17 protein-coding genes and 1 pseudogene are annotated in these 21967 nt (G+C 71.7%); 6 read left to right on the top strand and 12 right to left on the bottom strand.

Annotated elements, in window-relative coordinates:
- Positions 1 to 160 precede the first annotated feature (160 nt).
- Complete coding sequence (locus ABD329_RS27510) at positions 161 to 2485, top strand: glycosyl hydrolase family 95 catalytic domain-containing protein (protein WP_344317060.1); 2325 nt, start codon at positions 161 to 163, stop codon at positions 2483 to 2485.
- Between the two features lie 75 nt (positions 2486 to 2560).
- On the opposite strand, the gene ABD329_RS27505 is transcribed toward ABD329_RS27510, so the two are convergent.
- The gene (locus tag ABD329_RS27505; protein ID WP_198277047.1) at positions 2561 to 3001 is read right to left on the bottom strand and encodes an ATP-binding protein; all 441 of its coding nucleotides are present in this window, start codon (positions 2999 to 3001) and stop codon (positions 2561 to 2563) included.
- A gap of 162 nt (positions 3002 to 3163) precedes the next feature.
- Between ABD329_RS27505 and ABD329_RS27500 the strand changes: the two genes are divergently transcribed.
- A complete protein-coding gene (locus tag ABD329_RS27500; RefSeq protein WP_198277048.1) occupies positions 3164 to 4021 on the top strand; it encodes a helix-turn-helix domain-containing protein in 858 nt (285 codons plus the stop codon).
- A complete protein-coding gene (locus ABD329_RS27495) occupies positions 4018 to 4203 on the top strand; it encodes a DUF397 domain-containing protein (protein ID WP_198277049.1) in 186 nt (61 codons plus the stop codon). Before ABD329_RS27500 ends, ABD329_RS27495 begins: the two co-directional genes overlap by 4 nt.
- 57 nt (positions 4204 to 4260) lie before the next feature.
- On the opposite strand, the gene ABD329_RS27490 is transcribed toward ABD329_RS27495, so the two are convergent.
- The 6 genes from ABD329_RS27490 to ABD329_RS48295 all read right to left on the bottom strand — a co-directional run bounded on the left by ABD329_RS27490 (position 4261) and on the right by ABD329_RS48295 (position 10000).
- Complete coding sequence (locus ABD329_RS27490) at positions 4261 to 5421, bottom strand: LLM class flavin-dependent oxidoreductase (protein WP_198277050.1); 1161 nt, start codon at positions 5419 to 5421, stop codon at positions 4261 to 4263.
- Positions 5422 to 5456: 35 nt separating this feature from the next.
- Positions 5457 to 6656 carry an SfnB family sulfur acquisition oxidoreductase gene (locus ABD329_RS27485; RefSeq protein ID WP_198277051.1) on the bottom strand — a complete coding sequence of 400 codons (1200 nt, stop codon included), beginning with the start codon at positions 6654 to 6656 and terminating at the stop codon, positions 5457 to 5459.
- Positions 6657 to 6658: 2 nt separating this feature from the next.
- Positions 6659 to 7213 carry an NADPH-dependent FMN reductase gene (ssuE, locus tag ABD329_RS27480; protein ID WP_198277052.1) on the bottom strand — a complete coding sequence of 185 codons (555 nt, stop codon included), beginning with the start codon at positions 7211 to 7213 and terminating at the stop codon, positions 6659 to 6661.
- Positions 7214 to 7255: 42 nt separating this feature from the next.
- Positions 7256 to 8473, bottom strand: coding sequence for an acyl-CoA dehydrogenase family protein (locus ABD329_RS27475; RefSeq protein WP_198277053.1), 1218 nt, complete (start codon positions 8471 to 8473; stop codon positions 7256 to 7258).
- A 104-nt stretch (positions 8474 to 8577) separates the two neighbouring features.
- Positions 8578 to 9687, bottom strand: a complete 1110-nt coding sequence (sfnG, locus tag ABD329_RS27470) for a dimethylsulfone monooxygenase SfnG (protein WP_198277054.1) — start codon at positions 9685 to 9687, stop codon at positions 8578 to 8580.
- A 232-nt stretch (positions 9688 to 9919) separates the two neighbouring features.
- Positions 9920 to 10000 carry a putative leader peptide gene (locus ABD329_RS48295; protein ID WP_350338121.1) on the bottom strand — a complete coding sequence of 27 codons (81 nt, stop codon included), beginning with the start codon at positions 9998 to 10000 and terminating at the stop codon, positions 9920 to 9922.
- 207 nt (positions 10001 to 10207) lie between these two features.
- Between ABD329_RS48295 and ABD329_RS27465 the strand changes: the two genes are divergently transcribed.
- Entirely contained in the window at positions 10208 to 11137 is a 930-nt protein-coding gene (locus ABD329_RS27465) for a LysR family transcriptional regulator (RefSeq protein ID WP_198277055.1), read from the top strand.
- Here ABD329_RS27465 and ABD329_RS27460 read toward each other — a convergent pair.
- The gene (locus tag ABD329_RS27460) at positions 11124 to 12089 is read right to left on the bottom strand and encodes an LLM class F420-dependent oxidoreductase (protein WP_198277056.1); all 966 of its coding nucleotides are present in this window, start codon (positions 12087 to 12089) and stop codon (positions 11124 to 11126) included. The two genes, ABD329_RS27465 and ABD329_RS27460, sit on opposite strands and share 14 nt — an antisense overlap.
- Positions 12090 to 12138: 49 nt before the next feature.
- Positions 12139 to 14148 carry a GDSL-type esterase/lipase family protein gene (locus tag ABD329_RS27455; protein ID WP_246618436.1) on the bottom strand — a complete coding sequence of 670 codons (2010 nt, stop codon included), beginning with the start codon at positions 14146 to 14148 and terminating at the stop codon, positions 12139 to 12141.
- A 177-nt stretch (positions 14149 to 14325) separates the two neighbouring features.
- Here ABD329_RS27455 and ABD329_RS27450 point away from each other — a divergent pair, with 177 nt between their 5' ends.
- On the top strand, positions 14326 to 15120 hold the full coding sequence (locus ABD329_RS27450; protein WP_198277058.1) for an IclR family transcriptional regulator: 795 nt from the start codon (positions 14326 to 14328) through the stop codon (positions 15118 to 15120).
- A gap of 236 nt (positions 15121 to 15356) precedes the next feature.
- On the opposite strand, the gene ABD329_RS27445 is transcribed toward ABD329_RS27450, so the two are convergent.
- Genes ABD329_RS27445 through ABD329_RS27435 form a run of 3 tightly spaced genes read right to left on the bottom strand, consistent with a single transcriptional unit; the run spans position 15357 to position 19972 of the window.
- Positions 15357 to 16913 (bottom strand): GMC family oxidoreductase, encoded by a 1557-nt coding sequence (locus tag ABD329_RS27445; RefSeq protein WP_198277059.1) that lies wholly within the window; start codon positions 16911 to 16913, stop codon positions 15357 to 15359.
- Positions 16914 to 16958: 45 nt separating this feature from the next.
- A complete protein-coding gene (locus ABD329_RS27440) occupies positions 16959 to 18506 on the bottom strand; it encodes an APC family permease (RefSeq protein ID WP_198277060.1) in 1548 nt (515 codons plus the stop codon).
- Complete coding sequence (locus tag ABD329_RS27435; protein ID WP_198277061.1) at positions 18503 to 19972, bottom strand: aldehyde dehydrogenase family protein; 1470 nt, start codon at positions 19970 to 19972, stop codon at positions 18503 to 18505. Before ABD329_RS27435 ends, ABD329_RS27440 begins: the two co-directional genes overlap by 4 nt.
- Before the next feature lie 465 nt (positions 19973 to 20437).
- On the opposite strand from ABD329_RS27435, the pseudogene ABD329_RS27430 reads away from it, so the two are divergent.
- A pseudogene (locus ABD329_RS27430) lies at positions 20438 to 21967 on the top strand (hypothetical protein); the annotation flags it as partial.

Raw genomic sequence — 21967 nt, 5'->3', positions numbered from 1 at the left:
TCGGCTCACTCCGGCCCTCGGCGGCTCAATGTGAGGAGCTGAGCCCACCTCATCTGCGAATACGTGGCCAGCTGAATTTCTATACGTCGGAGGTATTCCCAGGTGCCCATGTGCCCTGCACCATGCCGGTAGTTCATCACCGGATATGGGAGGCACATACGTGACCGCGCCAACAGGGAACGGGATCTCTCGAAGAGGTGTGCTCGGCACCGCGGCCGCGGTCGGCGCCGGGGGCTGGCTGGCCGGATCCGGCACCGCCTGGGCCGCGCCTCCGGCATCCGGCGGGGCGGCGGCCCTGCCCGAGCGGATGGCCAGGGCCGCCGCCCCGCGGTGGCGGCGGATGCCCGGCGACTGGAAGGACGGCCCCTTCCTGGCCAACGGCCTGCTCGGCGCGGTGGTGTACCGGGGCGCCACGCCCAACTCCGTGAAGGTCATGCTCAGCCACACCCAGGTGCAGGACCAGCGGCCCCAGTGGCGCGCCCCGTACGGCTACTCCCGCCTGCCCATCGGCCACTTCGACCTCACCCTGGCCGGAGAGGTGACCGGTGTCGACTGGACGCTGGACATCTGGGACGCCGAGCTGCGCGGCACCATCACCACCACCCGGGGCAGCGTCCGCTTCACGATGCTGGTGCACAACGCCCGTAGCGCGCTGCTGATCTCCACCCGGCCCAGCGCCGGTGAGGAGGCCGCGGCCTGGTCGTTCACCTGGATGCCCGCGGCCTCGCCCCGGACCAAGGACAAGCCCGCCGACTACACCGGCAACCCCGACCCCCGCACGGGCTCCGCGGGCGACACCCACTACGTGGAGCAGCCGCTGATCGCGGGCGGCGGCTGGACCACCGCCTGGCGGGAACGGCGGGTGGGCACCGGCAGACTGCTGGCCGCCCACATCGTCTACCGCCACCCCGAGGACCTGTCGCACACCACCCGACTGGCCGTCGCCGAGGTGGCCCGCACCCTCGCCGCCGACCCCGACGACCTGGTGCGCGCACACCGCGCCTGGTGGCACCGCTACTACCAGCGCAGCCTGCTCTCCGTACCCGACAAGCGCCTTCAGCACTTCTACTGGATCCAGCTCTACAAGGCCGCCTGCGCCACCCGCGCCGACGGGCCCTCGATGTCCGAATGGGGGCCGTGGTACCCGGAGACCGGCGGCAGCTGGACCGCGGTGTGGTGGAACCTCAACGTGCAGATCGCCACCTGGCTGGTCCAGGGCTCCAACCACCTCGAACTCGACTCCGTGACCTCCACCTTCCGCGACTTCGAGAAGAACCTGCCGCTGTCCGTCCCCCCGGAGTACCGGGACGGGAACACCTACGCCCTCGCCCACCCCTCCGACTGGCTGCTGCGCCCCGGGGACAAGACCGTCGGCATCCCCGGCACCTCCACCAAGACCGACAACAACGGCAATCTCATCTGGGCCATGCACAACATCTGGCTCAGCTACCGCCACACCATGGACATTCGCATCGTGCGCGACGTCCTCTACCCGATCCTCGCCAAGGCGGTGAACTTCTACGACCACTTCCTGTACGAGGGCGGCGACGGGAAGCTGCATCTGCCGCTGACCCGCTCACCGGAGTGGGCGGACGCCGAGGACTGCACCTACGACCTCTCCCTGCTCCGCTGGGGCTGCGCCACCCTCCTGGACTGTCTGCGCGTCCTGCGCACCGACCACCCCCGCGCCCGGCGCTGGCGCGAGATCCTCGACCGCCTGGTGGCCTACCCCCGCGATGCCACCGGCATCATGATCGGCGCCGACAAGCCGCTCACCGAGTCCCACCGCCACTTCTCCCATATGCTCTGGCTCTACCCGCTGCACGAGCTGGACTGGGACCGTCCGGCCGACCGGGACATCATGCGGACCACCTTCGACCACTGGGTCAAGGACCGCAGCCTGTGGGCCGGTTACAGCTACGCCGTCGCCTCCTCCATGGCCTCGCGCATGGAACGGCCCGAGGAGGCCCTGGACTTCCTCACCTTCCTCACGGACGGCAACCTGATCAAGAACGCCTGGATCACCCCGAACACCATGTACGTCGAGGGCGGCAACCTCGCCACCGAGAGCCCGCTGACGGCGGCCCAGTCGATCCTCGAGATGGCCGTCCAGAGCCACAACGGCGTCCTGCGGGTGTTCCCCTCCGTCTCCCGCCGCTGGCCCGATCTCTCGGTCCAGTCCCTGCGCACCCAGGGCGCCTTCCTCGTGGACGCCGACCGCTCGGCCGGGCGCACCCGCTGGATCCGCGTCCACAGCGAGGCCGGTGCCCCGCTCGTCCTGCACCACGGCATCCCCGGCCCGATCGACGTCCGCGACCACCGGGGCCGCTCCCTCCGCTACCGCACCACCGGCCCCGGCCGCATCGAGATCCCCCTCGCCCGGGACGAGACGGCCCTCATCACGCCCCGGGGCCACCGCCCGGACCCGGCCCCGCGCGACGTCCCGGCCGTCGGCGAGTCCAAGCCGTGGGGCCTGCCGGACTGAACGCGGCCGCCGCCCGAACGAAAGGCTGAGCGCACCCCTGCCCGGCAGGGGTGCGCCGTGCCACGCGACCGCCGGTCAGCCGGTGCGGGCATCCAGCTCCGCCCACACCGTCTTGCCCACCGGATGGCGCGGCTCGGTGCCCCAGCGGTCGGCGAGCGCGTCGACCAACAGCAGGCCGCGCCCGGTTTCACGGTCCGGGGGAGGCGCGGTCGGCTGGAGGGTGGGCTGCCGCTCGCCGCGCGTGTCGGTGACCTCGATGCGGAGGGTTTCCGTGGCGCCGTCGAGGACGAGGCCGACCCGGAAGTCGCGGCCCGGCACGCGCCCGTGCAGCGCCGCGTTGGCGCTCAGCTCGGCGGTGATCGCCACGGCGCGATCGGCGACGGCGGGTGACACGGGCCAGGCGCGGAGCTGCTCCACGGCCAGCAGCCGGGCCAGCCGGGCCCCGCGCCGCGTGGAGGACAGGCGTTGGGTAAAGGTCCAGCTCGTGGCGGGAAGTTGGGGCGTGCTTGCGTTCATGGGGCCACGGTGGCGGGTGTCCGGTGGCTTGCGCGAGTGGCACGCCGCGTACGCAGCGTCAGCGTACATGCGCGTTCGGTGGACGGTACACCCGTTGATCCGTCACCCTGGGTGAGTCGAGCGCGGGGGCCCTCGCACGTACGCATCTGGAGGTGTCCGCGTATGACGACCGACAACACCTGTGTGGCCGGGGACGGTGACGGGGAACGGGAGCCCGACCCCTCCGACAGTCTGCGGACCTTCGGGGCCGTGGTCCAGGCCCTCCGCGAACACGCGGGCCTCACCCGGGCCCAGTTCGGGGAACTGGTCCGGTTCTCGAAGCACACCGTGGCGTCCGTGGAGCTGGGGCGGCGCATGCCGGACGAGTCGTTCGTGGAGCGGGCGGAGGAGGTCCTGGGCAACACGGGCGCGCTGCGGAAGGCGGCCCGGTTCCTCGCGCGGGGTGAGCCGGGGCTGGCGGCGTGGTTCCGGCGGTGGGCGCGGCTGGAACGGGTGGCGGTGAGCCTGTGCACGTATGAGTGTCGGCTGGTGCCGGGGTTGTTGCAGTCGGAGGACTACGCGCGGGCGGTGTTCGAGGGCACCATCCCCCTGCTGACGGATGAGCAGTTGGAGGCCCAGCTTGTCGCGCGGACCGAACGGCAGAAGATGCTGCACGAGCGGCCGCACGTCCCGTTCAGCTTCATTGTGGAGGAGGCCGTGTTCCGGCGGGGGTTCGGCGACAGGGAGCAGAGGCGGGCCTTGTTCGACCACGTGCTGGAGCGCAGCGCGCTGCGTAACGTGAAGCTGCAAGTCGTCCCCATCGAAGCCGAGTTGCACGCGTGCCTGGACGGACCTGTTCGGCTGCTGGAAACTCCGGAAGGGCGGCGCTACGCCTACTCGGAGGGTCAGCAGAACGGACGGCTGATCGCCGACTCGAAAGAGGTACGCCTCCTCCACCAGCGCTATGACACACTGCGCTCGCAGGCCCTGACACCCCAAGACTCCCGTGGCCTGCTGGAGCGACTGCGAGGAGACCTATGAGTAGGGCGGAACTCACCTGGTTCAAGTCCAGCTACAGCGGCAGTCAAGGAGACGACTGCGTGGAGGTCGCCGTCACCGAAGGCGCCGTCCACGTACGGGACTCCAAGGACACGGCGCGCCCCGGTCTTGCCGTCAGCCGTGACGGCTGGGCGCGGTTCGTCCGGTTCGCCACACACCGCTGAGCCGGAGGCGCGCCCGCGGACTCAACCGCGGGCACGCCACCCGGCGTCACCGGGACGTCAGGAGCTCCCGGCGGCCGCGAACGGGACCTGGGCGGTGGGCTGTTCGAGGGCGGCGGGCTGGAACGGGTGGGACCACAGATCCTGCTTGCGCAGCAGGGGCAGAACGCCCTCGCCGAACCAGTACGCCTCCTCCAGATGCGGATAGCCGGACAGGATGAACTCGTCGATGCCGAGGCGGTGGTACTCGGCGATCCGCTCGGCCACCTCGGCGTGGCTGCCCACCAGCGCCGTGCCCGCGCCGCCGCGCACCAGGCCGACACCGGCCCAGAGGTTGGGGTAGATCTCGAGGTTGTCCAGGCTGCCGCCGTGCAGGGCGAGCATGCGCTGCTGGCCCTCGGACTCGCTGCGGCCGAGGCCGTTCTGGATGGAGCGCACGGTCTCCGGGTCGAAGCCGTCGAGCAGCCGGCGCGCCTCGGCCCATGCCTGTTCGGCGGTGTCGCGGGTGATGACGTGCAGCCGGATGCCGAAGCGGATCGTACGGCCCTGCTCGGCGGCGAGGGAACGAATCCAGGCGATCTTCTTCGCCACCTGGGCGGGCGGCTCGCCCCAGGTGAGGTAGACATCGGAGTGGCGGGCGGCGACCCGACCGGCGGCGGGGGAGGAGCCGCCGAAGTAGACCTGGGGGATCGGGTCGGGGAACCGGGCCAGCTTGGCTCCCTCGACATGGAGGTGTTCGCCGGTGTGGTCGACGGTCTTGCCGTCCCACAGGTCGCGGACGATGCCCAGGAACTCGCCGGTGCGGGCGTAGCGGGCGTCCTTGTCGAGGAAGTCGCCGTAGCCGCGCTGCTCCTGGCTCTCGCCGCCGGTCACCACGTTGAGCATCAGCCGTCCGCCGGTCTGCCGCTGGTAGGTGGAGGCCATCTGGGCGGCGAAGGTGGGCGAGAGGAAGCCGGGGCGGAACGCCACCAGGAACTTCAGCCGCTCGGTGTGCTGGCTGACCATGGCGGTGGTCAGCCAGGCGTCCTCGCACCAGGCGCCGGTCGGGGTGAGCGCACCGGCGAAGCCGAGGTGTTCGGCGGCGCGGGCGATCTGGGAGAGATAGCCGACGGACGGCGGGCGGTCCCCTCCGGCCGAGGTGACGGGGGTGCCATGGCCACCGCCGACGACATGGCGGCTGTCGCCGTTGGTGGGCAGGAACCAGTGAAAGGTGAGGGACATGGTGCGACTCCGTTCGGGTGGTGCGGTGGCGGGGGCTACAGGAGGCCGTGGCGGGGTGGCCTCGTTCCGTTCAGCACGTAGCGGCCGATGTGCTGGACCTTCCAGCGGGCCGGGTCGTGCAGGGTGTGGGTACGGGCGTCCCGCCAGTGGCGGTGCAGGCCCAGGGCGTCCAGGGCCGAGCGGGTGCCGGAGACCTCGAACAGCGAACTGCCCGTCTCCACCGCCGCGTCGGCCGCCGCCACCTTCGCGGCGGCCACGGCGATGGACGCCTCTGCCGCGGTGTCGTCGGTGAGATCCGCGCGGGCGGCGTCCACCGCCCGCGCGGCGGCGGACAGCAGCGCCTCGGCCGCCCGCACCTGGATCGCCAGTTCGCCGAAGCGCTGGATGAGCAGCGGATCCTCGGCGGCGGTCTCGAAGCCGCTCTCGAACCACGGACGGCTCTTGGTGCGGACGAACGCCACCGCCTCAGCGAGCGCGCCCGAGGCGATCCCCGCGTCGATGGCGGAGTGCAGCAACTGGGCGACCGCGCCGTGCAGTTGGGGGCCGTGGAAGGTGAGGTGATGCGGCACCACGCGGTCGGTGGGCACGTCCACGCCCTCCAGCCGTACGGTGCCGCTGGCGGTCGTACGCTGCCCCATGCCGTCCCAGTCGTCCACGACGCTCACCCCGGGTGCCTCCCGTGGCACATACGCCACGTACAGCTCCTCGTCGGCGCCGCGCGCCAGCACCGGGATCCAGTCGGCGAACAGGGCGCCGGTGGAGTAGTGCTTGACGCCCGTCAGCTTGTACGAGCCGTCGGGTCGTGGCTCCAGGCGGGTGCGGATGTCCTGGATGTGCTTCGTCCCCGCCTCCGACTGGGCGTTGCCGAACCGCCGGCCCGCCAGCACCTCGCCGAAGAAGAACGCCTGCTGCTCCGGCGTGCCCTGACGGCGCAGCACGTTGATGTACACGAAGTGGCTCTGCGGAATCTGGGCGAGGCTGGCGTCGGCGGACGCGAGCAGCCGGAACACCTCGGCGAGGGTCACGGCCGACACATCCGCGCCGCCGTACCCGGCCGGGACGGTGACGGCGAGGAGCCCGGAAGCCGACAGCCGGTCCAGTTCGGCCCGCGGCAGCCTGCGCCGTGCGTCGCGCTCGGCGGCGCCGGTACGGAACTCCTCGGCCAGGGCCGCGGCCACCTTCAGCGCCTCGGTGTCATCGGCGATGACATGGGCGGGCTCGGGCAAGGACGACACGGTCAGCTCGCCGCGGCCAGGACGGTGGTGTGGCCGAGCGCCGCCGAGAACTGGTCGACGACCTGCTCCAGCGCTTCGGCGGCCCCCGCCGCCACGCTCACCCCGCCGTCCGGTTCCACCGTGATGTCCTTGTCCAGGGTGAACCAGCCCTGGACGATATGGGCCGCGCCCATGGAGGACAGCACCGGCCGCAGCGCGTAGTCGATGGCCAGGACATGGGCGGTGGTGCCACCGGTGGCCAGCGGCAGCACGGTCTTGCCCGCGAGCGCGTACTGCGGCAACAGGTCCAGCAGGGACTTCAGCAGCCCGGAGTAGGCGGCCTTGTAGACGGGGGTGCCGACGACGAGCCCGTCCGCCTGCTCGACCAGCGCCTTGGCCCGGACGATGGCCGGGTGCGAGAAGTCCGCGCCGAGCAGCGCGGCGGCGGGCAGGGTGCGGACGTCGAGCGGGATCACATGATGGCCCTGGGCGGTCAGCCGGGCGTCCAGATGGCGCAGCAGCCGGGCGGTGCGGGAGGTGGCGGAGGGGGAGCCGGAGAGGGACAGGATGGTGGCCATGGTGATCCCTTTCGATCAAGTGGCGGGCGGCGTGGCGGGCGGTCAGGAGTACCAGGTGGGCTCCGGGAGTTCGGCGGTCAGCACATGGCGGCCCACCTCGCGGCGCTTGTAGGCCACCGGGTCGTGCAGGGTGTGGGTGCGGACGTTGCGCCAGAAGCGGTCCAGGCCCTCGGCGGAGGCGGTGGAGCGGGCCCCGGTGACCTCGAAGATGCGGCTGGTCACCTCCAGGGCGACATCGGTGGCCCGCGCCTTCACCGCGGCCACCCTGACCTCGAACTCGCCGCGGGCCTGCTCGGTGACCGCGTCCGGGTCCTCGTGCAGCCGCTGACCCTCGGCCGCCACGGTGTCCGCGAGCGCCTCGGCGGCCCACAGCTTGGCGGTGAGGTCGCCGTAGGTGTCGATGACGTGCGGTTCGTCGACCGCCGCGTCGAACCCGCCGTGCAGCCAGGACCGGGACTTGGCGCGGGTGTACACGGCCGCCGTCTCCAGCGCACCGGCCGCGATGCCCAGGTAGAAGGCGACGAAGACCAGCTGGATCGTCGGCACGTTGAGGGTGTTGTAGACGCGGGGCTGGAACTCCTTGTCCACGTATCCGGCTGCCGCCGCCCAGGGGACCCGTACGCCGTCGAGCGTGACGCTGCCGCTCTCGGTGAGCCGCTGGCCGATGTTGTCCCAGTCGTCGTGGAAGGTCAGCCCCTCGCTGTCGGACGGGACGATGGCGAACACATGGCGGTCGGTTCCCTCGAAGACCCCCTCCAGGACGGTGACGTCGGAGACCTTGCTGCCGGTGGAGAAGGACTTGTGGCCGGTGAAGGTGATGCTGTCGCCCTCGTCCCGGACGACCACATCGTTGTCGCGCGGGTTGACGGCGCCACCGAAGAACCACTGGTTCCGGGCCGCGTCGGCCTCGACCTGCTCCCATTGCTCGCGGGTGCCGACCAGCCGGGCGGCCCAGTTCCACAGATAGTGGTAGCCGAGCAGCTGGCCGATGGAGCCATCGGCCTTGGCGATCTCCCGGACCACGCGGTACGCGGTCGGCCAGTCCTGGCCGCCGCCCCCGTGTGCGGCGGGGCCGAGGAGGGTGACCAGGCCCGAGTCCTTCAGCAGCTGGACCTCGGCGTACGGGGTGGCGCCGGCCTTGTCGCGGGCGGCCGCGTCGGTGGCCAGGACACCGGCGACCTCGGCGGCGCGCCCGATCCAGCCGGCCGGGTCGGTGGGGCGGGTGCGGGTCTGCCAGTCGGTGCGGGTGGCGGTGCTCATGGGTGTTCCCTTCGAGGCGTGGGTACGAGTGGCGTGAGTACGAGGGGCATGCGTACGAGTGGCATGCGTACGAGTGGCGTGCGTACGGATCGTGCGTACGGGTGTCAGGCGAGGGCGGGCGCGGTGTCCGGCTGCTGGGCCTCCAGCTCGCGCACCAGCGGCAGCACGCGTTTGCCGAAGTACTCGACCTCCTCGTGGTAGTGCAGGAAGCCGAGCAGAAAGAGGTCCACGCCGAGCCGCTTGTACGCCACGATGCGCTCGGCGATCTGCTCGGGGGTGCCGATCAGCCCCGTACGGAAGCCGTCGTTGTACTGCACCAGGTCCTCGAACGACGAGTCCTGCCACATGCCTTTGCCGTCGGCGGTGGACTGCCCCGCCTGCCGCACCGCGTCGCGGAAGCCGTGCACGGCGTCGCTGTTGGCCTTGGCGACGATCTCGCGCAGCGTGTCGCGGGCCTCCGCCTCGGTGTCGCGGGCGATGAGGAACGCGTTGAGGGCGAAGCGGGGAGCGGGGCGGCCCGCGGTGGCGGCGGAGGCGCGGACGTCCCCGATCTGCTCGGTGACGCCGTCGAAGTCCTTGCCGTTGCTGAAGTACCAGTCGGAGACCCGGCCCGCCATGGCGCGGGCGGCGGTGGAGTTGCCGCCCTGGAAGATCTCCGGATGCGGGCGTTCGGGGGTGTTCAGCGGCTTGGGTTTGAGGGAGAAGTCACGGATCCGGTAGAAGTCCCCGGCCAGTTCGGCGTGGTCTTCCGTCCAGATGGCGCGCAGCGCACGGATGAACTCCTCGGAGCGGCGGTAGCGCTCGTCGTGCTCCAGCCAGGGCTCGCCCAGCGCGCTGAACTCGCCCTTGAACCAGCCGCTGACGACGTTCACCGCGAACCGCCCGTCGGACAGGTGATCGGCGGTGGCGCCCAGCTTGGCCAGGACGCCGGGGTGCCACAGCCCGGGGTGGACGGCGGCGATGACCTTCAGCCGCTGGGTGGCCAGCAGCAGCGCGAGGCTGAAACTGGTGGACTCGTGCTGGTACTCGGCGCCGTAGCTGGCCATGTAGCGGACCTGGCTGAGGGCGTAGTCGAAGCCGTTGTTCTCGGCGAGCACGGCCAGGTCGCGGTTGTAGTCATAGCCCCAGTCGGTGCGCTGCTCGATGGTGCTGGTGACCAGGCCGCCGCTGACATTGGGTACCCAATAGGCGAAACGGAGGGGTTCTGCGGGCATGGGGAACTCCCGGTGGAGCAATTGCGGGCATGGGGAATCAGCGCCCGGGCGGCGAGCGGAATTCACCGTGGCGGGGGCGCGGAAAGACCGGGAGCGCGAAGGGGCGCCAAAGGCGGAGCGGCGCGGCCGAATTCCTCGACGGCGGCGGCTAAAAGCCTTTCCCGATCATGGGAGTCGACGGGGAGCGAAGCGGAGGCGATTCCTCAGGGCTCGCTCGGACCCGTACGGCGGGTCAGACCGGACAGCAACAGAACGCGCTGGAGACACGCGCGAGGTCGACGTGGCGTCGCCGCGTGAGGTCCTGTCGCTTCATGTCACCGATCCAACCAGGGGGAAGTCCTGCCGGTCAAGAAGGCCCGGGTGCCATTCCATATCCCGGACGCGCGGGCCGGGCCGCGGAATTCCGCGGCGCCCGCTTCGAGATTACCCGGGACCCGGGCCGGGGCGTGAGTCGGTATTCATGAGACCGTGACAGGGATTCCCTTGAAGCGGGCGGGCCCGCACGGGCATGGTGCGACGTGTGCGAATTGAGCAGCTGGAATACATCGCCGCCGTCACCCGCCTCGGATCGCTCCGCCGCGCGGCCGAGGAACTGCATCTGTCCCAGCCCGCGCTCAGCGAGACGGTGCGCAATCTCGAACGCGAACTCGGCGTGGATCTGCTGGAGCGCAAGCGCTCCGGCGCGACGATCAGCGCGGAGGGACGGGAGCTGCTGCCGCATATCGCCGGCGTCATCGAGGCCGTCGACCGGCTGCGCGGCGCCGCCGGTGACCAGCACCGGGTCAGCCGGATGATCCGGCTGGGCACGGTCAACACCGCGACCGTCCCGCTGCTGATCCCGGCCGTCCGGGAGTTCCGCGCCACTCACCCGGTGACCCAGGTCGAGGTGGTCGGCGCGCAGCAGGCCGAGATCCACCGGGCGCTGCTGGAGGGAAGTTTCGACCTGGGGCTGGTCAACTGCCTCCAGGGCGATGACGTTCCGCCCACCCTGGAGACCACCGTGCTGCTGCGCGGCCGCCCGGTGGTCTGTCTGCGCCCCGACAGCCCGCTGGCCGCCCGGCCCACGGTGAGCGCGGTGGACCTGCTGGACGGGCGGGAGCCGCTGATCGTGATGCGCTCCGGCTATCTGATGCACCGCTTCATCCACCGGCTGCTGGCCGGGCGCACCCCGTCCTTCTCGTACTCCACCGACGGGGCCGAGATGGGCAAGCTGATGGTGGCCGAGGGGCTCGGCGTCACCGTGCTCCCCGACTTCAGCGTCGTCGGCGACCCCCTGGAGCGCGGGGGCGCGATCACCCACCGGCCGCTCGCGGACGGTGAGGCCACCGAGGTGCTGCTGATGATCCAGCGCCGCCGCGCGGGCTCGGTGCCGCGCGCCGTACGCGATCTGCACGAGCTCTTCGTACGGCGCGCGGACACTCCTGGGACTCCCCGGGCTACAGCTCCCTGAGCGCGGGCAGCAGCCGCTTCTCGGCCCAGTCCAGGAACGGCCGCTGATGGTCGCCGCCGATCTGGACGAGGGCGACATCCGTGAAGCCCGCGTCGGCGAAGGGCCGGATCAGCTCCGTGAACTCCCCGACGTCATCACCGCACGGAATGGACGCGGCCACGTCCTCGGGCCGGACGAACTGGGTGGCACCCGTGAAGGACGCGGGCCCCGGCAGCTCCGAGTTGACCTTCCAGCCGCTCCCGAACCAGCGGAATTGGTCATGGGCGCGGGCGATCGCCGTGTCCCGGTCGGGGTCGTAGCAGATCGGAATCTGGCCGATCCGTGGCTTCCCGCCGCCGCCGTTCGCCTCGAAGTCCGCCAGCAGTTCGGGCTTGGGCTCCGTCGCGATAAGGATGTCGGCCAGCCGCCCGGCCAGCCGGCAGGACTGCGGTCCGGAGACGGCCACGCCGATGGGCGGCGGCTGGTCCGGCAGATCCCACAGCTTCGCCGAGTCGACGTCGTAGTGGGTGCCGTGGTGGTTGACGTAGCCGCCGCCGAACAGCGCCCGGATGATCTCGATCGCCTCTTCCAGCATCTCGTGCCGCACATCCGCCGACGGCCAGCCCTGCCCGACCACGTGCTCGTTCAGGTTCTCGCCGGACCCGAGCCCCAGCCGGAACCGCCCCTCGGACAGCAGCTGGAGCGTCGCCGCCTTCTGCGCCACCACCGCCGGGTGGTAGCGCACGGTGGGGCAGGTGACATACGTGGTCAGCGGGATCGAGGAGGTGGCCTGCGCGGCGGCGCCCAGCACGCTCCAGGCGTACGGGGCGTGCCCCTGGGAGTCCAGCCACGGGAAGTAGTGGTCGGAGGTCACCGAGAAGTCGAACCCGACCTGCTCGGCCCGGACCACGTCGTCGACGAGCTGACGTGGACCGGCCTGCTCGGTCATCATCGTGTATCCCCATCGAACCATGGCTCCCGAGTACCGTTCCCCGCGCCGTCCAAACGGGACGAACGGCTGGTCACCGTGGGTCGTGGCGGCTCACCCGCGGTAGGCCCGCAAGGTGCTGGGAGATGATCGGGGCCAGGCGGTCGGCGATGGTGCGGTGGCCCTTGTCATTGGGGTGGACGGAGTCCGAGAGGTCGTCGGCGGCGAGCCAGCCGGTGGTATCCACGTAGGAGGCCCTGGTGTCGCCGGAGGCGGCCACGGCGGCCTTGGTCTCGGTGCCGAACCGGCCGCTGAAGGTGCGCAAGCCGAAGATCCAGGCGTTCGGGTAGGCGGTGCGGACCTTGCGCAGCAGACTCGCGTAGGACGCCTGGAACCGCGCCGGGGTCACCCCGCGGCCCACATCGTTGGTGCCGAGGTTGATGACCACCGCGCTCGCCTGGTAGCGGGAGAAGTCCCAGTCGGGCGTGGCGGCGTTCGGGTTCAGCTTGGTGAACTGCTGCTCCAGGCTCATCCGGTCGTCCGCCGTGTCGACCAGGGCCGCGCCGCCCTGGGCGATCTGGGTGTGGTCGGCGCCGAGCCGTTCGCCGATGAGCCATCCGTAGGCGGTGCGGGCGTTCTGCGAGGTGGTGGTGCCTACGGTGATCGAGTCGCCGACGAATTCGATCAGGTTCTTGGGGGCGGGCGGCGCGAAGGTGGTGGCGCCGCTGTCGAGCGTCAGGCCCTGGAAGACCGCGTCACCGTGGTAGGAGCCCGCGACCACCTGGTAGTTGACCTGGAGGGTGTGGTTTCCGGCGGCGAGCGGGGACGGGGTGAGGTTCACCGTGCCCTTGGCCTCGTCGTAGAAGGTGGCGGGGCCGCCGTCGATGCTGGCCCACAGGTCGATCGCGTTGCGCTGCTTGAGTTTGACGGTGCGGCCGGTGAACCCGGTGCGGAAGTACGCGCCCGCCCAGTAGGGGGTGTAGGCGGTGGCCGAGCTCTTGGTGTCCCAGCGGCCGGTGAACCGGATGTTCGGGTCGCCCGGCTGGCCGGGGGCGGCGTTCATGAGGGGCGTCTTGAGGGGCGCGGCGGCTTTGAGGGGCGCGGTGGCCTTGTGGGTCGCGGTGCCGAGCTTCGCGGCGATGATCGGCGCCAGCCGGTCGGCGAACTTGGTGTGCCCCGCCTCGTTGGGGTGGCCGTTGCCGTCCTCGTAGTCCGTGCCGTCCGTGAGCCAGCCGGTGGTGTCGACATAGCTCACCTCGGCGTCACCGGCCGCGTTGCGCGCGCTCACGGCCGCCCTGGTCTCCGTCACATAGCGCTTCTTGAGGGTCTGGACGGCGAAGAGCGCCGCGTTCGGGTACTTGGCGCGGATGTCGCGGAGCAGGCCGGTGTACGCGGACTGGAACTCAGGCCCCGTGACGCCGTGCCCGATGTCATTGGTGCCCAGGTTGATGACCACCGCACTGGCCTGGTAGCGGGAGAAGTCCCAGTTCTGGTCGCCGGTGGAGGCCGTCTTGAAGAACTGCGTGGCCAGCCCCGCACAGCCGTCCTTGCCGACCAGGCAGTAGCCCGAGCGGGCGATCTGGGTGTGCCGCATGCCCAGCCGCTCGGCGGTCTTCCAGCCGTACGAGTCCAGCGCGAGCCGGTCGGTGAGGGCGCCCGCGGTGATGGAGTCGCCCACGAACTCGAGGAGCCCGGACGGGACGCGCGGAGCGACCGTGCCCGCGCCCGCGTCCAGGACCAGGCCCTGGAAGACGGTGTCGCCGGAGCGGTAGGAGACGCGGAGGGTGTGGGTGCCCCGGGGGAGCGGCTGGGGGGTGAGGGTGACGGTGCCCTTGACGCCCGCGTAGAAGACATCGGGACCGTCGTCGACGCTCGCGTAGAAGTTCACCGCCTCGCGGGCCTTGACCGCCACGGTGGTGCCGGTGAACGCCGTCTGGAGGTAGCCGCCGGTCCAGTTGGGGACGGCGGCGGTGGCGGAGCCGAGGTCCCAGCGGCCGGTGTAGACGATGTTGGGGTCGGTCACCGAGCCGTTCCCCGGGGCCGCCGCCCGTGCGGCGGAGGCGACGCCGAGGCTCAGCCCCAGCGCACAGAGCGACGCGGTCATGACAAGAATGAAGAGTCTGCGTAAGGAGTGCGGGATCGATCGCATGGCGTCCTCTCGGGGGAGGGGCGGCTGGTGGCTGCCCGGGGTCTGGGAGCGCTCCCAGGCGTGGTGGCTCCATGATGGAAGCCTTGAATCGGTTCAACGTCAAGGTGTGCGGCGACGGTTACGATGTGAGCCATGGCGGAAACCGGTGGGGTGCGCGAAGTGAAGTCCGCGGGCCGCACCGTGGAACTGCTGGAGCTGCTCGCCGCGCGCGGCGACCAACCGGCCCGGCTGCGCGAGCTCGCCGAGGAGCTCGGCGTTCCGCGCAGCAGCATGTACGCGCTCCTCAAGACCCTGATCGACCGCGGCTGGGTGCGCACCGACGTCACCGGCTCGCTGTACGGCATCGGCATCCGCGCGCTGCTCACCGGCACCAGCTATCTGGACAGCGATCCACGGGTGCGGGCGGCGCGGCCGTATCTGGACGAGGCGTCCGACGCGCTGGGCGAGACCATTCACTTCGCCCGGCTGGACGGCGGTGACGTCGTCTACCTCGCCACGCGGGAGTCGCATGAGTACCTGCGCCCCTTCAGCCGTGTCGGACGGCGGCTCCCGGCCCATGTGGGGGCTCTGGGAAAGGCGCTGCTCGCTGAGCGGATCGACGGTGAACTCCCCGTGGTGGGCGAGGAGTTGGAGCAGGCGACGCCCAACACCCACCGCACCCGCGCCTCGCTCCTGGCCGATCTGAGGCGGGTGCGGGAGCGCGGCCACGCCATCGACCGGGAGGAGGGGGTCCTGGGCATCGTGGGCTTCGGGTTCGCCCTGCGGTACGACGTACCGGCGCTGGACGCGATCAGCTGCTCGGTGCCGACGGCCCGGCTGACGGAGGGGCGGGAGGAGCGGATCGTCGCGGTGATGCGGGAGGTCCGGGCGAAGATCGAGGCGGTTGCGCCGAGGGGGAGCGGCACGGGCCCGCAGTGGCGCCCGTAGCCAGGGAGGTTCCCGTAGCCGGGGGTTCCTGTAGCCGGGGGTTCCTGTAGCACGGCTGAGCTCCCGCGCCACCGCCGGAACTTGTGCGCGAGCTCGTGCCCTGGCCGGGCTTGCCGAGCGTGGCCTGGCCGCGGGACCGGTGCGGACCGGCGGTGTGCGCACCCGGATCGCGGCCTTGGAGGACCCCGACGGAAACCGGGTCACCCTGCTGGAGAACCCGGTGCCTAACCCTCATGTCATGGGCCGGAAGGCCGCCGCTTGATCATGTCCGCGCACTTCTCGCCGATCATCATCGTCGTGATGCACGGATTGACGGCGATGAGATACGGCATCGCCGAGCCGTCCGCCACCCGCAGCCCCGTCACCCCCTTGACCCTCAGTTCCGGATCCAGCGGGGCGTCCGGGTCGTCGGGCGCGCCCATCCGCACCGTGCACGCGGGGTGGTAGACGGTGTTGTGGGTCGCGCGGATGTAGTCGGCCAGCTCGTCGCCGCTGTTCACATCGGGCCCGGGGGCCAGTTCGGCGCCCGCCCACATGGCCAGCGCGGGCCGGGCGGCGATCTTGCGCGCCAGCAGCAGACCGCGGGTCATGATGTCCATGTCGTAGGAGTCGGTGAAGTAGCGGGGATCGACGCGTGCCTTGTCGCGGAAGTCGCGGGTGGCCAGCCGCACCGTGCCGCGGGAGCGGGCCCGGGTGACGTTCGGGGTGAGGCAGAAGGCGTTCTCCGAGGTGGGATAGCCACGGCGGTAGGTGTTCAGGTCGAAGGGCATCGCGCCGTAGTGGAACATCAGGTCCGGGCGGTCCAGATCGGGTTCGGTGGCGGTGAAGATGCCGATCTCCCACCACTGGGTGGAGCTCTTGATCATGGGTTGCTCGGCGTTCCACATGATGACGCCCTCGGGGTGGTCCTGGAGGTTGCCACCGACCCCGGGGGAGTCCACGGCCACCTCCACCCCCGTCTCCCGCAGATGTGCGGCCGGGCCGATCCCGGAGAGCATCAGCAGCTTCGGGGTGTCGATGGCGCCGCAGGAGACGATGACCTCGCGCCGGGCGTGCACCCTCAGGGTGCGGATGAGATCGGGGGAGAGGTAGTCGACACCGGTACAGCGCAGGTTCTCGTCCAGGACCAGCCGTTTGGCCTGGAGTTCGGTGCGCACCTCCAGATTGGGCCGGGAGTCCATGACGGGGTGGAGGTAGGCGACCGAGGCGGAGCAGCGGGTGCCGTCCTCGCGGGCGTTGATCTGGAACCAGTGGGCTCCGCGCACCACCGTCGTGCCCGTGTTGAACGGCGTGATCGGGATGCCCGCCTCCTCACAGGCCGCCAGCACCGCCCTGCCGCACGGGTCCTCGGGCGGCACGGTGCGGATCCGGACCGGGCCGCCTCGGCCGTGGTGGTCGCCGGGGGCGTCGTTGTCCTCCAGGCGCTGGAAGAGCGGGAAGCAGTCGGCGGCCGACCAGCCGTCCAGGCCATTGGCGGCCCATTCGTCGAGGTCCTCGGCGGGGGCCCAGAAGGCGATGCAGGAGTTGTGCGAGGAGCAGCCGCCGAGCACCTTGGCGCGGGCGTGGCGCAGAAAGCTGTTGCCCCTCTCCTGCGGTTCGACCGGGTAGTCCCAGTCGTAGCCGGACTCCAGCAGCCACATCCAGCGGTTCAGTCGCAGCACGTTGTCGTCGCCGACGTCCGACGGGCCCGCCTCCAGCAGGCAGACGCTCACCGAGGGGTCCTCGGACAGCCGGGAGGCGACCACCGATCCGGCCGTACCGCCGCCGACCACCACGTAGTCGAACTGGTCCACGGGCCTCTCCTCCTCTCCCCCTCACGTCCTCACGTCCTCACGTCCTCACGGGGTGGTGGCGGCCGCGTGTTCGGCGAGCACACCCGTATGGGCCCGCTGGACGAACCAGTAGTAGGTGAAGCCGCCCAGCGCGACCGCGCCGACGAACAGGACCGCGCCCCAGCGCAGATACCAGTGCTGCGGTCCGGTGGCGTTGTAGACCTGGGCGCGGGGCCAGGCGAGGTTGACGGTCATCGCGGTGCCCCACAGCACGGCCAGCGCGTTGACCGGCAGCCCCAGCCGCCCCAGCGAGAAGCGGCCCTCGGCCGGGCGCCACTGGCCCCTCAGCCGCCGTACCAGCATGGGCAGGGTGACCATCAGATACGCGAAGTAGATCATGATGATCGCGATGCTGGTGACCACGGAGAAGATCTGCGGCTGGTTGATGTTGAGCACCAGGATCGCGACCGCCACCACCCCGATCAGGATGGCCGGCAGCAGCGGTGTCTGGAACCGCGGATGGACCCGGGCCAGCCGGGAGCCGCCGGGCAGGTTGTTGTCCCGGGCCATGGCGAACATCAGCCGGATGCCCGCGGTGTGCACGGCCAGCGCGCACACGGTGATCGCGATGACCACGCACCACAGCACCATCAGGCCCACCCCGTGGCCGAGCGAGGAGAGCACCACGAACTGAAGGCCGTCCACCGCCAGTCGGCTGTCGTGGAGGTCGGGCACCGCCATGAGCGCGAAGAGCAGGATGAGCCCGCCGAGGGCGAACGACGCCACCAGCGCCCGCAGAATGGCGCGCGGCGCGTTACGGCCCGGGTCCAGGGACTCCTCGCCCAGCGAGGACGCCGTGTCGAACCCGTACATCACATACGCCGAAGCGAGCGAGGCGGTGAGGAACGCGCCGAGATAGCCCAGCGATTCCCCCTGGCCACGGCCGAAGGTGTCCAGCGCCACCGACGGGCCGCGGGTGATGTGCGCGGCCAGCAGCAGGATCAGCACGACGGTGGCGATCAGCTCGATGGCCACGCCCGCGGAGTTGATACGGGCCATCAGCTTCACCCCGAAGCCGTTGACCAGCGTGGTGAACAGGACCAGCACACTGCCGAGCAGCACCGCGTTGGCCGCGCGCTCGGTCCCGGTGGAGCCGTCGCCGACGATCTGGAACCACGCCGAGATCTGCGGCAGCGTCACCTGGTAGGCGAGCGCCACGGCCGCCAGCGACACCATCGACGCCGTCATCATCATCCAGCCGCCCAGCCAGCCCACATGCGGACCGCCCAGCAGCTTGGACCAGTTGTAGACCGAACCGGCCACCGGATAGCGGCCGGCCAGCTCGGCGAAGCACAGCGCCACCATCAGCTGCCCGGTGAACACCATCGGCCATGACCACCAGTACGCCGGGCCGCCGTGCGCCACGCCGAAGTAGAAGAGCTGGAAGGTGCCGGTCAGGATGGAGATGTAGCTGATCCCGGCGGCGAAGGTGTGGAAGTTGCCCAGGGTGCGCTTGAGCTCGGGACGGTAGCCGAGTTCGGTGAGCGAGTCGTCGTCGTGCGGACCCTCCGGCCGTGGCTCCGGCGGCGGTCCGTCCGGCTCGGTCGCCGTCATTCGAACCACCGCTGCGGGCGCGGCGCGGTGTTGCGCCAGATGTGCTTGGACTCCTGGTACTCGTGCAGCCCCGACGGGCCTAGCTCCCGGCCGACACCGGACTGTTTCATCCCTCCCCACTCGGCCTGCGGGACGTACGGATGGAAGTCGTTGATCCATACGGTCCCGGCCCGCAGCCGGGACGCCACCCGCTGCGCCTTCTCGGCGTCCTGCGTCCACACCCCGCCCGCCAGGCCGTACACCGTGTCGTTGGCGAGCGCCACCGCCTCGTCCTCGTCCCGGAACCGCTCCACGGTGAGCACCGGGCCGAAGGACTCGTCCTGCACCACCGACATGTCCGGGGTGCAGTCGTCCAGGACGGTCGGCAGGTAGTAGTAGCCCTTCTCCAGGTCCGGGTCGTCGGGCGGGGTCCCGCCGCAGCGCAGCACCGCGCCCTCGTCGACCCCCGCCGCCACATAGTCGGCGATCTTCTGGCGGTGCTCGGCGGAGATCAGCGGCCCGGTGCGGGCGTTCTCGTCGAACGGCCCGCCCAGCCGGATGTTCCGGGCCCGATGGACGATCTCGTCGACGAACGCGTCGTGCAGCTGCTCCTGGACCAACAGCCGGGCACCGGCCGAGCACACCTGCCCGGAGTGCAGGAACACCGCCGTGAGCGCGTAGTCCACCGCGGTGTCGAAATCGCAGTCGGTGAAGACGATGTTGGGGTTCTTGCCGCCCAGCTCCAGGGCGAGCTTCTTCACCGTGGGTGCGACGGCCGACATGATCCAGCGTCCGGTGACCACTCCGCCGGTGAAGGACACCATGTCCACGCGTCCGTCCGTGACCAGCGGCGCGCCCGCGGTGACCCCCGAGCCGAGGATCAGATTGGCGGCCCCGCCCGGCAGCCCGGCCTCGGTCAGCAGCCGCATCAGATGGATCGCGGTGTGCGGGGTCAGCTCGCTGGGCTTGAGGACGAAGGTGTTCCCGGCCGCCAGCGCGGGCGCCACCTTCCAGGCCGTCTGGAGCAGCGGGTAGTTCCACGGCGTGATCAGCACACACACCCCGACCGGTTCGTGCACCACCCTGCTGTCGATCTCCGGACTGCCCACCTCCACCACGCGGCCACCGCTCCCGGAGGAGGCGAGGGTGCCGAAGTAGCGGAAGCAGTTCGCGATGTCGTCGAGGTCGTACTCGCTCTCGACCAGCCGTTTCCCGGTGTCCAGGGACTCGGCGCGGGCGAGCGTCGGCTTCTCGCGCTCCAGCAGCTCGGCCACCCGCAGCAGCAGCCCGCCCCGGTCACCGGCCGGGGTGCCGGGCCACGATCCGCGATCGAAGGCGTCCCGGGCGGCCGCCACCGCGGCGGCGGCGTCCTTCGGCCCCGCCTCGTCGACCACGGCGACCAGCGAGCCGTCCGCCGGGCAGCGGATCTCGCGGCTGTGTCCGTCGAGGGCGGTCGTCCAGTGGCCGCCGATGAACAGCTCCGGCATGGGTTCCTCCGGGCTCGGACGACAGGGCCGGTCCCGAGTGGATCCATCGACGCACCCGTCCGGCCCACACACCGAGCGTAAGTGGCACGGGTCCCCCTCGCACGGCGTGGGGAGGGCGCGGGGGGCGGGCGCGGGGGCGGAGGCGGCGGGGGCGGAGGCGGCGGGTGCGGGAGCGGTGGGGTGTGAGCGGGGCCCGAGGGCCCCGGGGGCCCCGACGGCCCCGGGGGCCCCGGCGGCCCCGGCGAGATCGGCCGGGTGCGCGTCTGGGGCGTCTGGGGCCGCCTGGGGCCGTCGCCGGGGTGCGGCTCGGCGGGCGGTGGGTCACCGGGGCCGTGCGGTTCGCGGCCCGGAGTGTGGCATGCGCGGGCGGGCGCGGCCTCGCGCGACGGGCCGACTACGGGTGCTCCGGGAAACCATCTCCGGGCGGTACGTGTGACCGGACGTGTGAGCGGCACAATCCCTGGCATGGTCAACGCGTCCGAAGCCCACCGCGGCCCCGAGCCTCCCCGCGCTCCCCAAGCCCACGGCGCTCCCGGAGCTGACGGCGGCTCCGAAGCCCATGGCGTCCCCGGAGCCGACGGCGGCGCCCGAGCCCATGGCGCTCCCGGAGCCCTCGGCGGCTCCCACGCCCATGGCGTCCCCGGAGCCGATGGCGGCTCCGAAGCCCTCGGCGCTCCCGGAGTCGATGGCGGCTCCCAAGTCCTCGGCGTCCCCGCAGCCCACGGCGGCTTCGAAGCCATCGGCGCCTCCGATTCCCGGCGCGCCCTCGCCGACGAGTTGCTCGCCGTCCTCGATCCGCTGCCCTTTCCGCGCCGGATGCGGGAGCTGGCCGGGCGGGCGCGGGCGGCCAGTGCCGAGGGGCGGCTGGGGACGCTGATCGAGGAGTTGGAGCGGCGCGGGACGTACGAGCGGCGGCTGGCGGCCGTGGCCGCGGCCGCCGGCGGGCGCACCGGCCATCTCGCGGGGCGGCTCGCCGACCCGGACCCCGTGGTGCGGCACCTCGCCCTGGACGCCGCCCGCCGCGGCGGCCCCGGCGCGGTCCCGGACGCCGCGCTGGAGGCGGCTTTCGAGGACGCGCCCGCCACCGTACGGCGCGAACTGGCCCGCACTGTCGTGGCCGGGCGGCGCACCGCGCTCGCGGACCGGCTGATCGAGCCGTTCCGGGAGCGCTGGGGCGACGGCGAGGCCGCCCGGCTGCTCCCCGGATGCGGCGCCGAGACCGTGGCGCGGCTGCTGCCCGGGCTGTTCCACGCCGTCCGCGGCTGGCGGCCCCTCGTCTCCCGGCACCCGGTGGCCGTCCTGGACGAGGCGGCGCGTCAGCTCGCCGCGCTGCCCGCGCCGCTGCGCGCCGACTGGTGGACCCGCTACGCGCCCTGTGTCGCGCTTGCCGCGCCCGTCGAGCCCGAGCGGGTGCTGGAGCTGCTGGAGGACTACGTCCGGGGCCCGCTGCCGACTCCCGTACGGGCCCGGCTGTCCGCGCTGGTGTCCGCCGATCCGAGCGGTACGCTGCGGCTGCTGCTCGCCCCCGAGCACAGCGGCACCCGGCGGCGGCTGGACCGGGCCGTGCTGCGCCGGATCGTCCGCGCCGACCCGCCGGAGCTCGCCGAGCTCGGCCGGGCCCTCCGGCACGACGCGGACCCCGAGGCCCTCGCCCGGCTGCTGGCCGCGCTCCCGCCCGCCCGCCGCTCGGCGTTCTACGACCAGGCCACGGACCGGGCCACGTACGGCCAGGCCGTCTCCGACCACGCGACCTACGACCGGGCCGAGTACGGCCAGACTGCCTACGACCGGGCCACGTACGACCGGGCCGTCTCCAACTACGCTGCCTCCGACCAGGCCATCTCCGGCCGGGCCGTCTCCGGTCACGCGAGCTCTGACTGGGCCGAGTACGGTCAGGCTGCCTCCGACCAGGCCATCTCCGGCCGGGCCGTCTCCGGTCACGCGAGCTCTGACTGGGCCGAGTACGGTCAGGCTGCCTCCGACCAGGCCATCTCC

The sequence above is a fragment of the Streptomyces javensis genome, assembly GCF_039525925.1.
Classification (GTDB): Bacteria; Actinomycetota; Actinomycetes; order Streptomycetales; family Streptomycetaceae; genus Streptomyces; species Streptomyces asiaticus.
The sequence above is the reverse complement of the archived record's forward strand: the minus strand, read 5'-3'. Positions and strand labels throughout refer to the sequence as shown.

Coding starts and splice junctions, on each gene's coding strand:
- ABD329_RS27505 (WP_198277047.1), bottom strand. CDS start 3,001: ATGAACGCAAGCACGCCCCAACTTCCCGCCACGAGCTGGACCTTTACC.
- ABD329_RS27500 (WP_198277048.1), top strand. CDS start 3,164: ATGACGACCGACAACACCTGTGTGGCCGGGGACGGTGACGGGGAACGG.
- ABD329_RS27495 (WP_198277049.1), top strand. CDS start 4,018: ATGAGTAGGGCGGAACTCACCTGGTTCAAGTCCAGCTACAGCGGCAGT.
- ABD329_RS27490 (WP_198277050.1), bottom strand. CDS start 5,421: ATGTCCCTCACCTTTCACTGGTTCCTGCCCACCAACGGCGACAGCCGC.
- ssuE (WP_198277052.1), bottom strand. CDS start 7,213: ATGGCCACCATCCTGTCCCTCTCCGGCTCCCCCTCCGCCACCTCCCGC.
- ABD329_RS27475 (WP_198277053.1), bottom strand. CDS start 8,473: ATGAGCACCGCCACCCGCACCGACTGGCAGACCCGCACCCGCCCCACC.
- sfnG (WP_198277054.1), bottom strand. CDS start 9,687: ATGCCCGCAGAACCCCTCCGTTTCGCCTATTGGGTACCCAATGTCAGC.
- ABD329_RS48295 (WP_350338121.1), bottom strand. CDS start 10,000: ATGAAGCGACAGGACCTCACGCGGCGACGCCACGTCGACCTCGCGCGT.
- ABD329_RS27460 (WP_198277056.1), bottom strand. CDS start 12,089: ATGGTTCGATGGGGATACACGATGATGACCGAGCAGGCCGGTCCACGT.
- ABD329_RS27455 (WP_246618436.1), bottom strand. CDS start 14,148: ATGACCGCGTCGCTCTGTGCGCTGGGGCTGAGCCTCGGCGTCGCCTCC.
- ABD329_RS27450 (WP_198277058.1), top strand. CDS start 14,326: ATGGCGGAAACCGGTGGGGTGCGCGAAGTGAAGTCCGCGGGCCGCACC.
- ABD329_RS27440 (WP_198277060.1), bottom strand. CDS start 18,506: ATGACGGCGACCGAGCCGGACGGACCGCCGCCGGAGCCACGGCCGGAG.
- ABD329_RS27435 (WP_198277061.1), bottom strand. CDS start 19,972: ATGCCGGAGCTGTTCATCGGCGGCCACTGGACGACCGCCCTCGACGGA.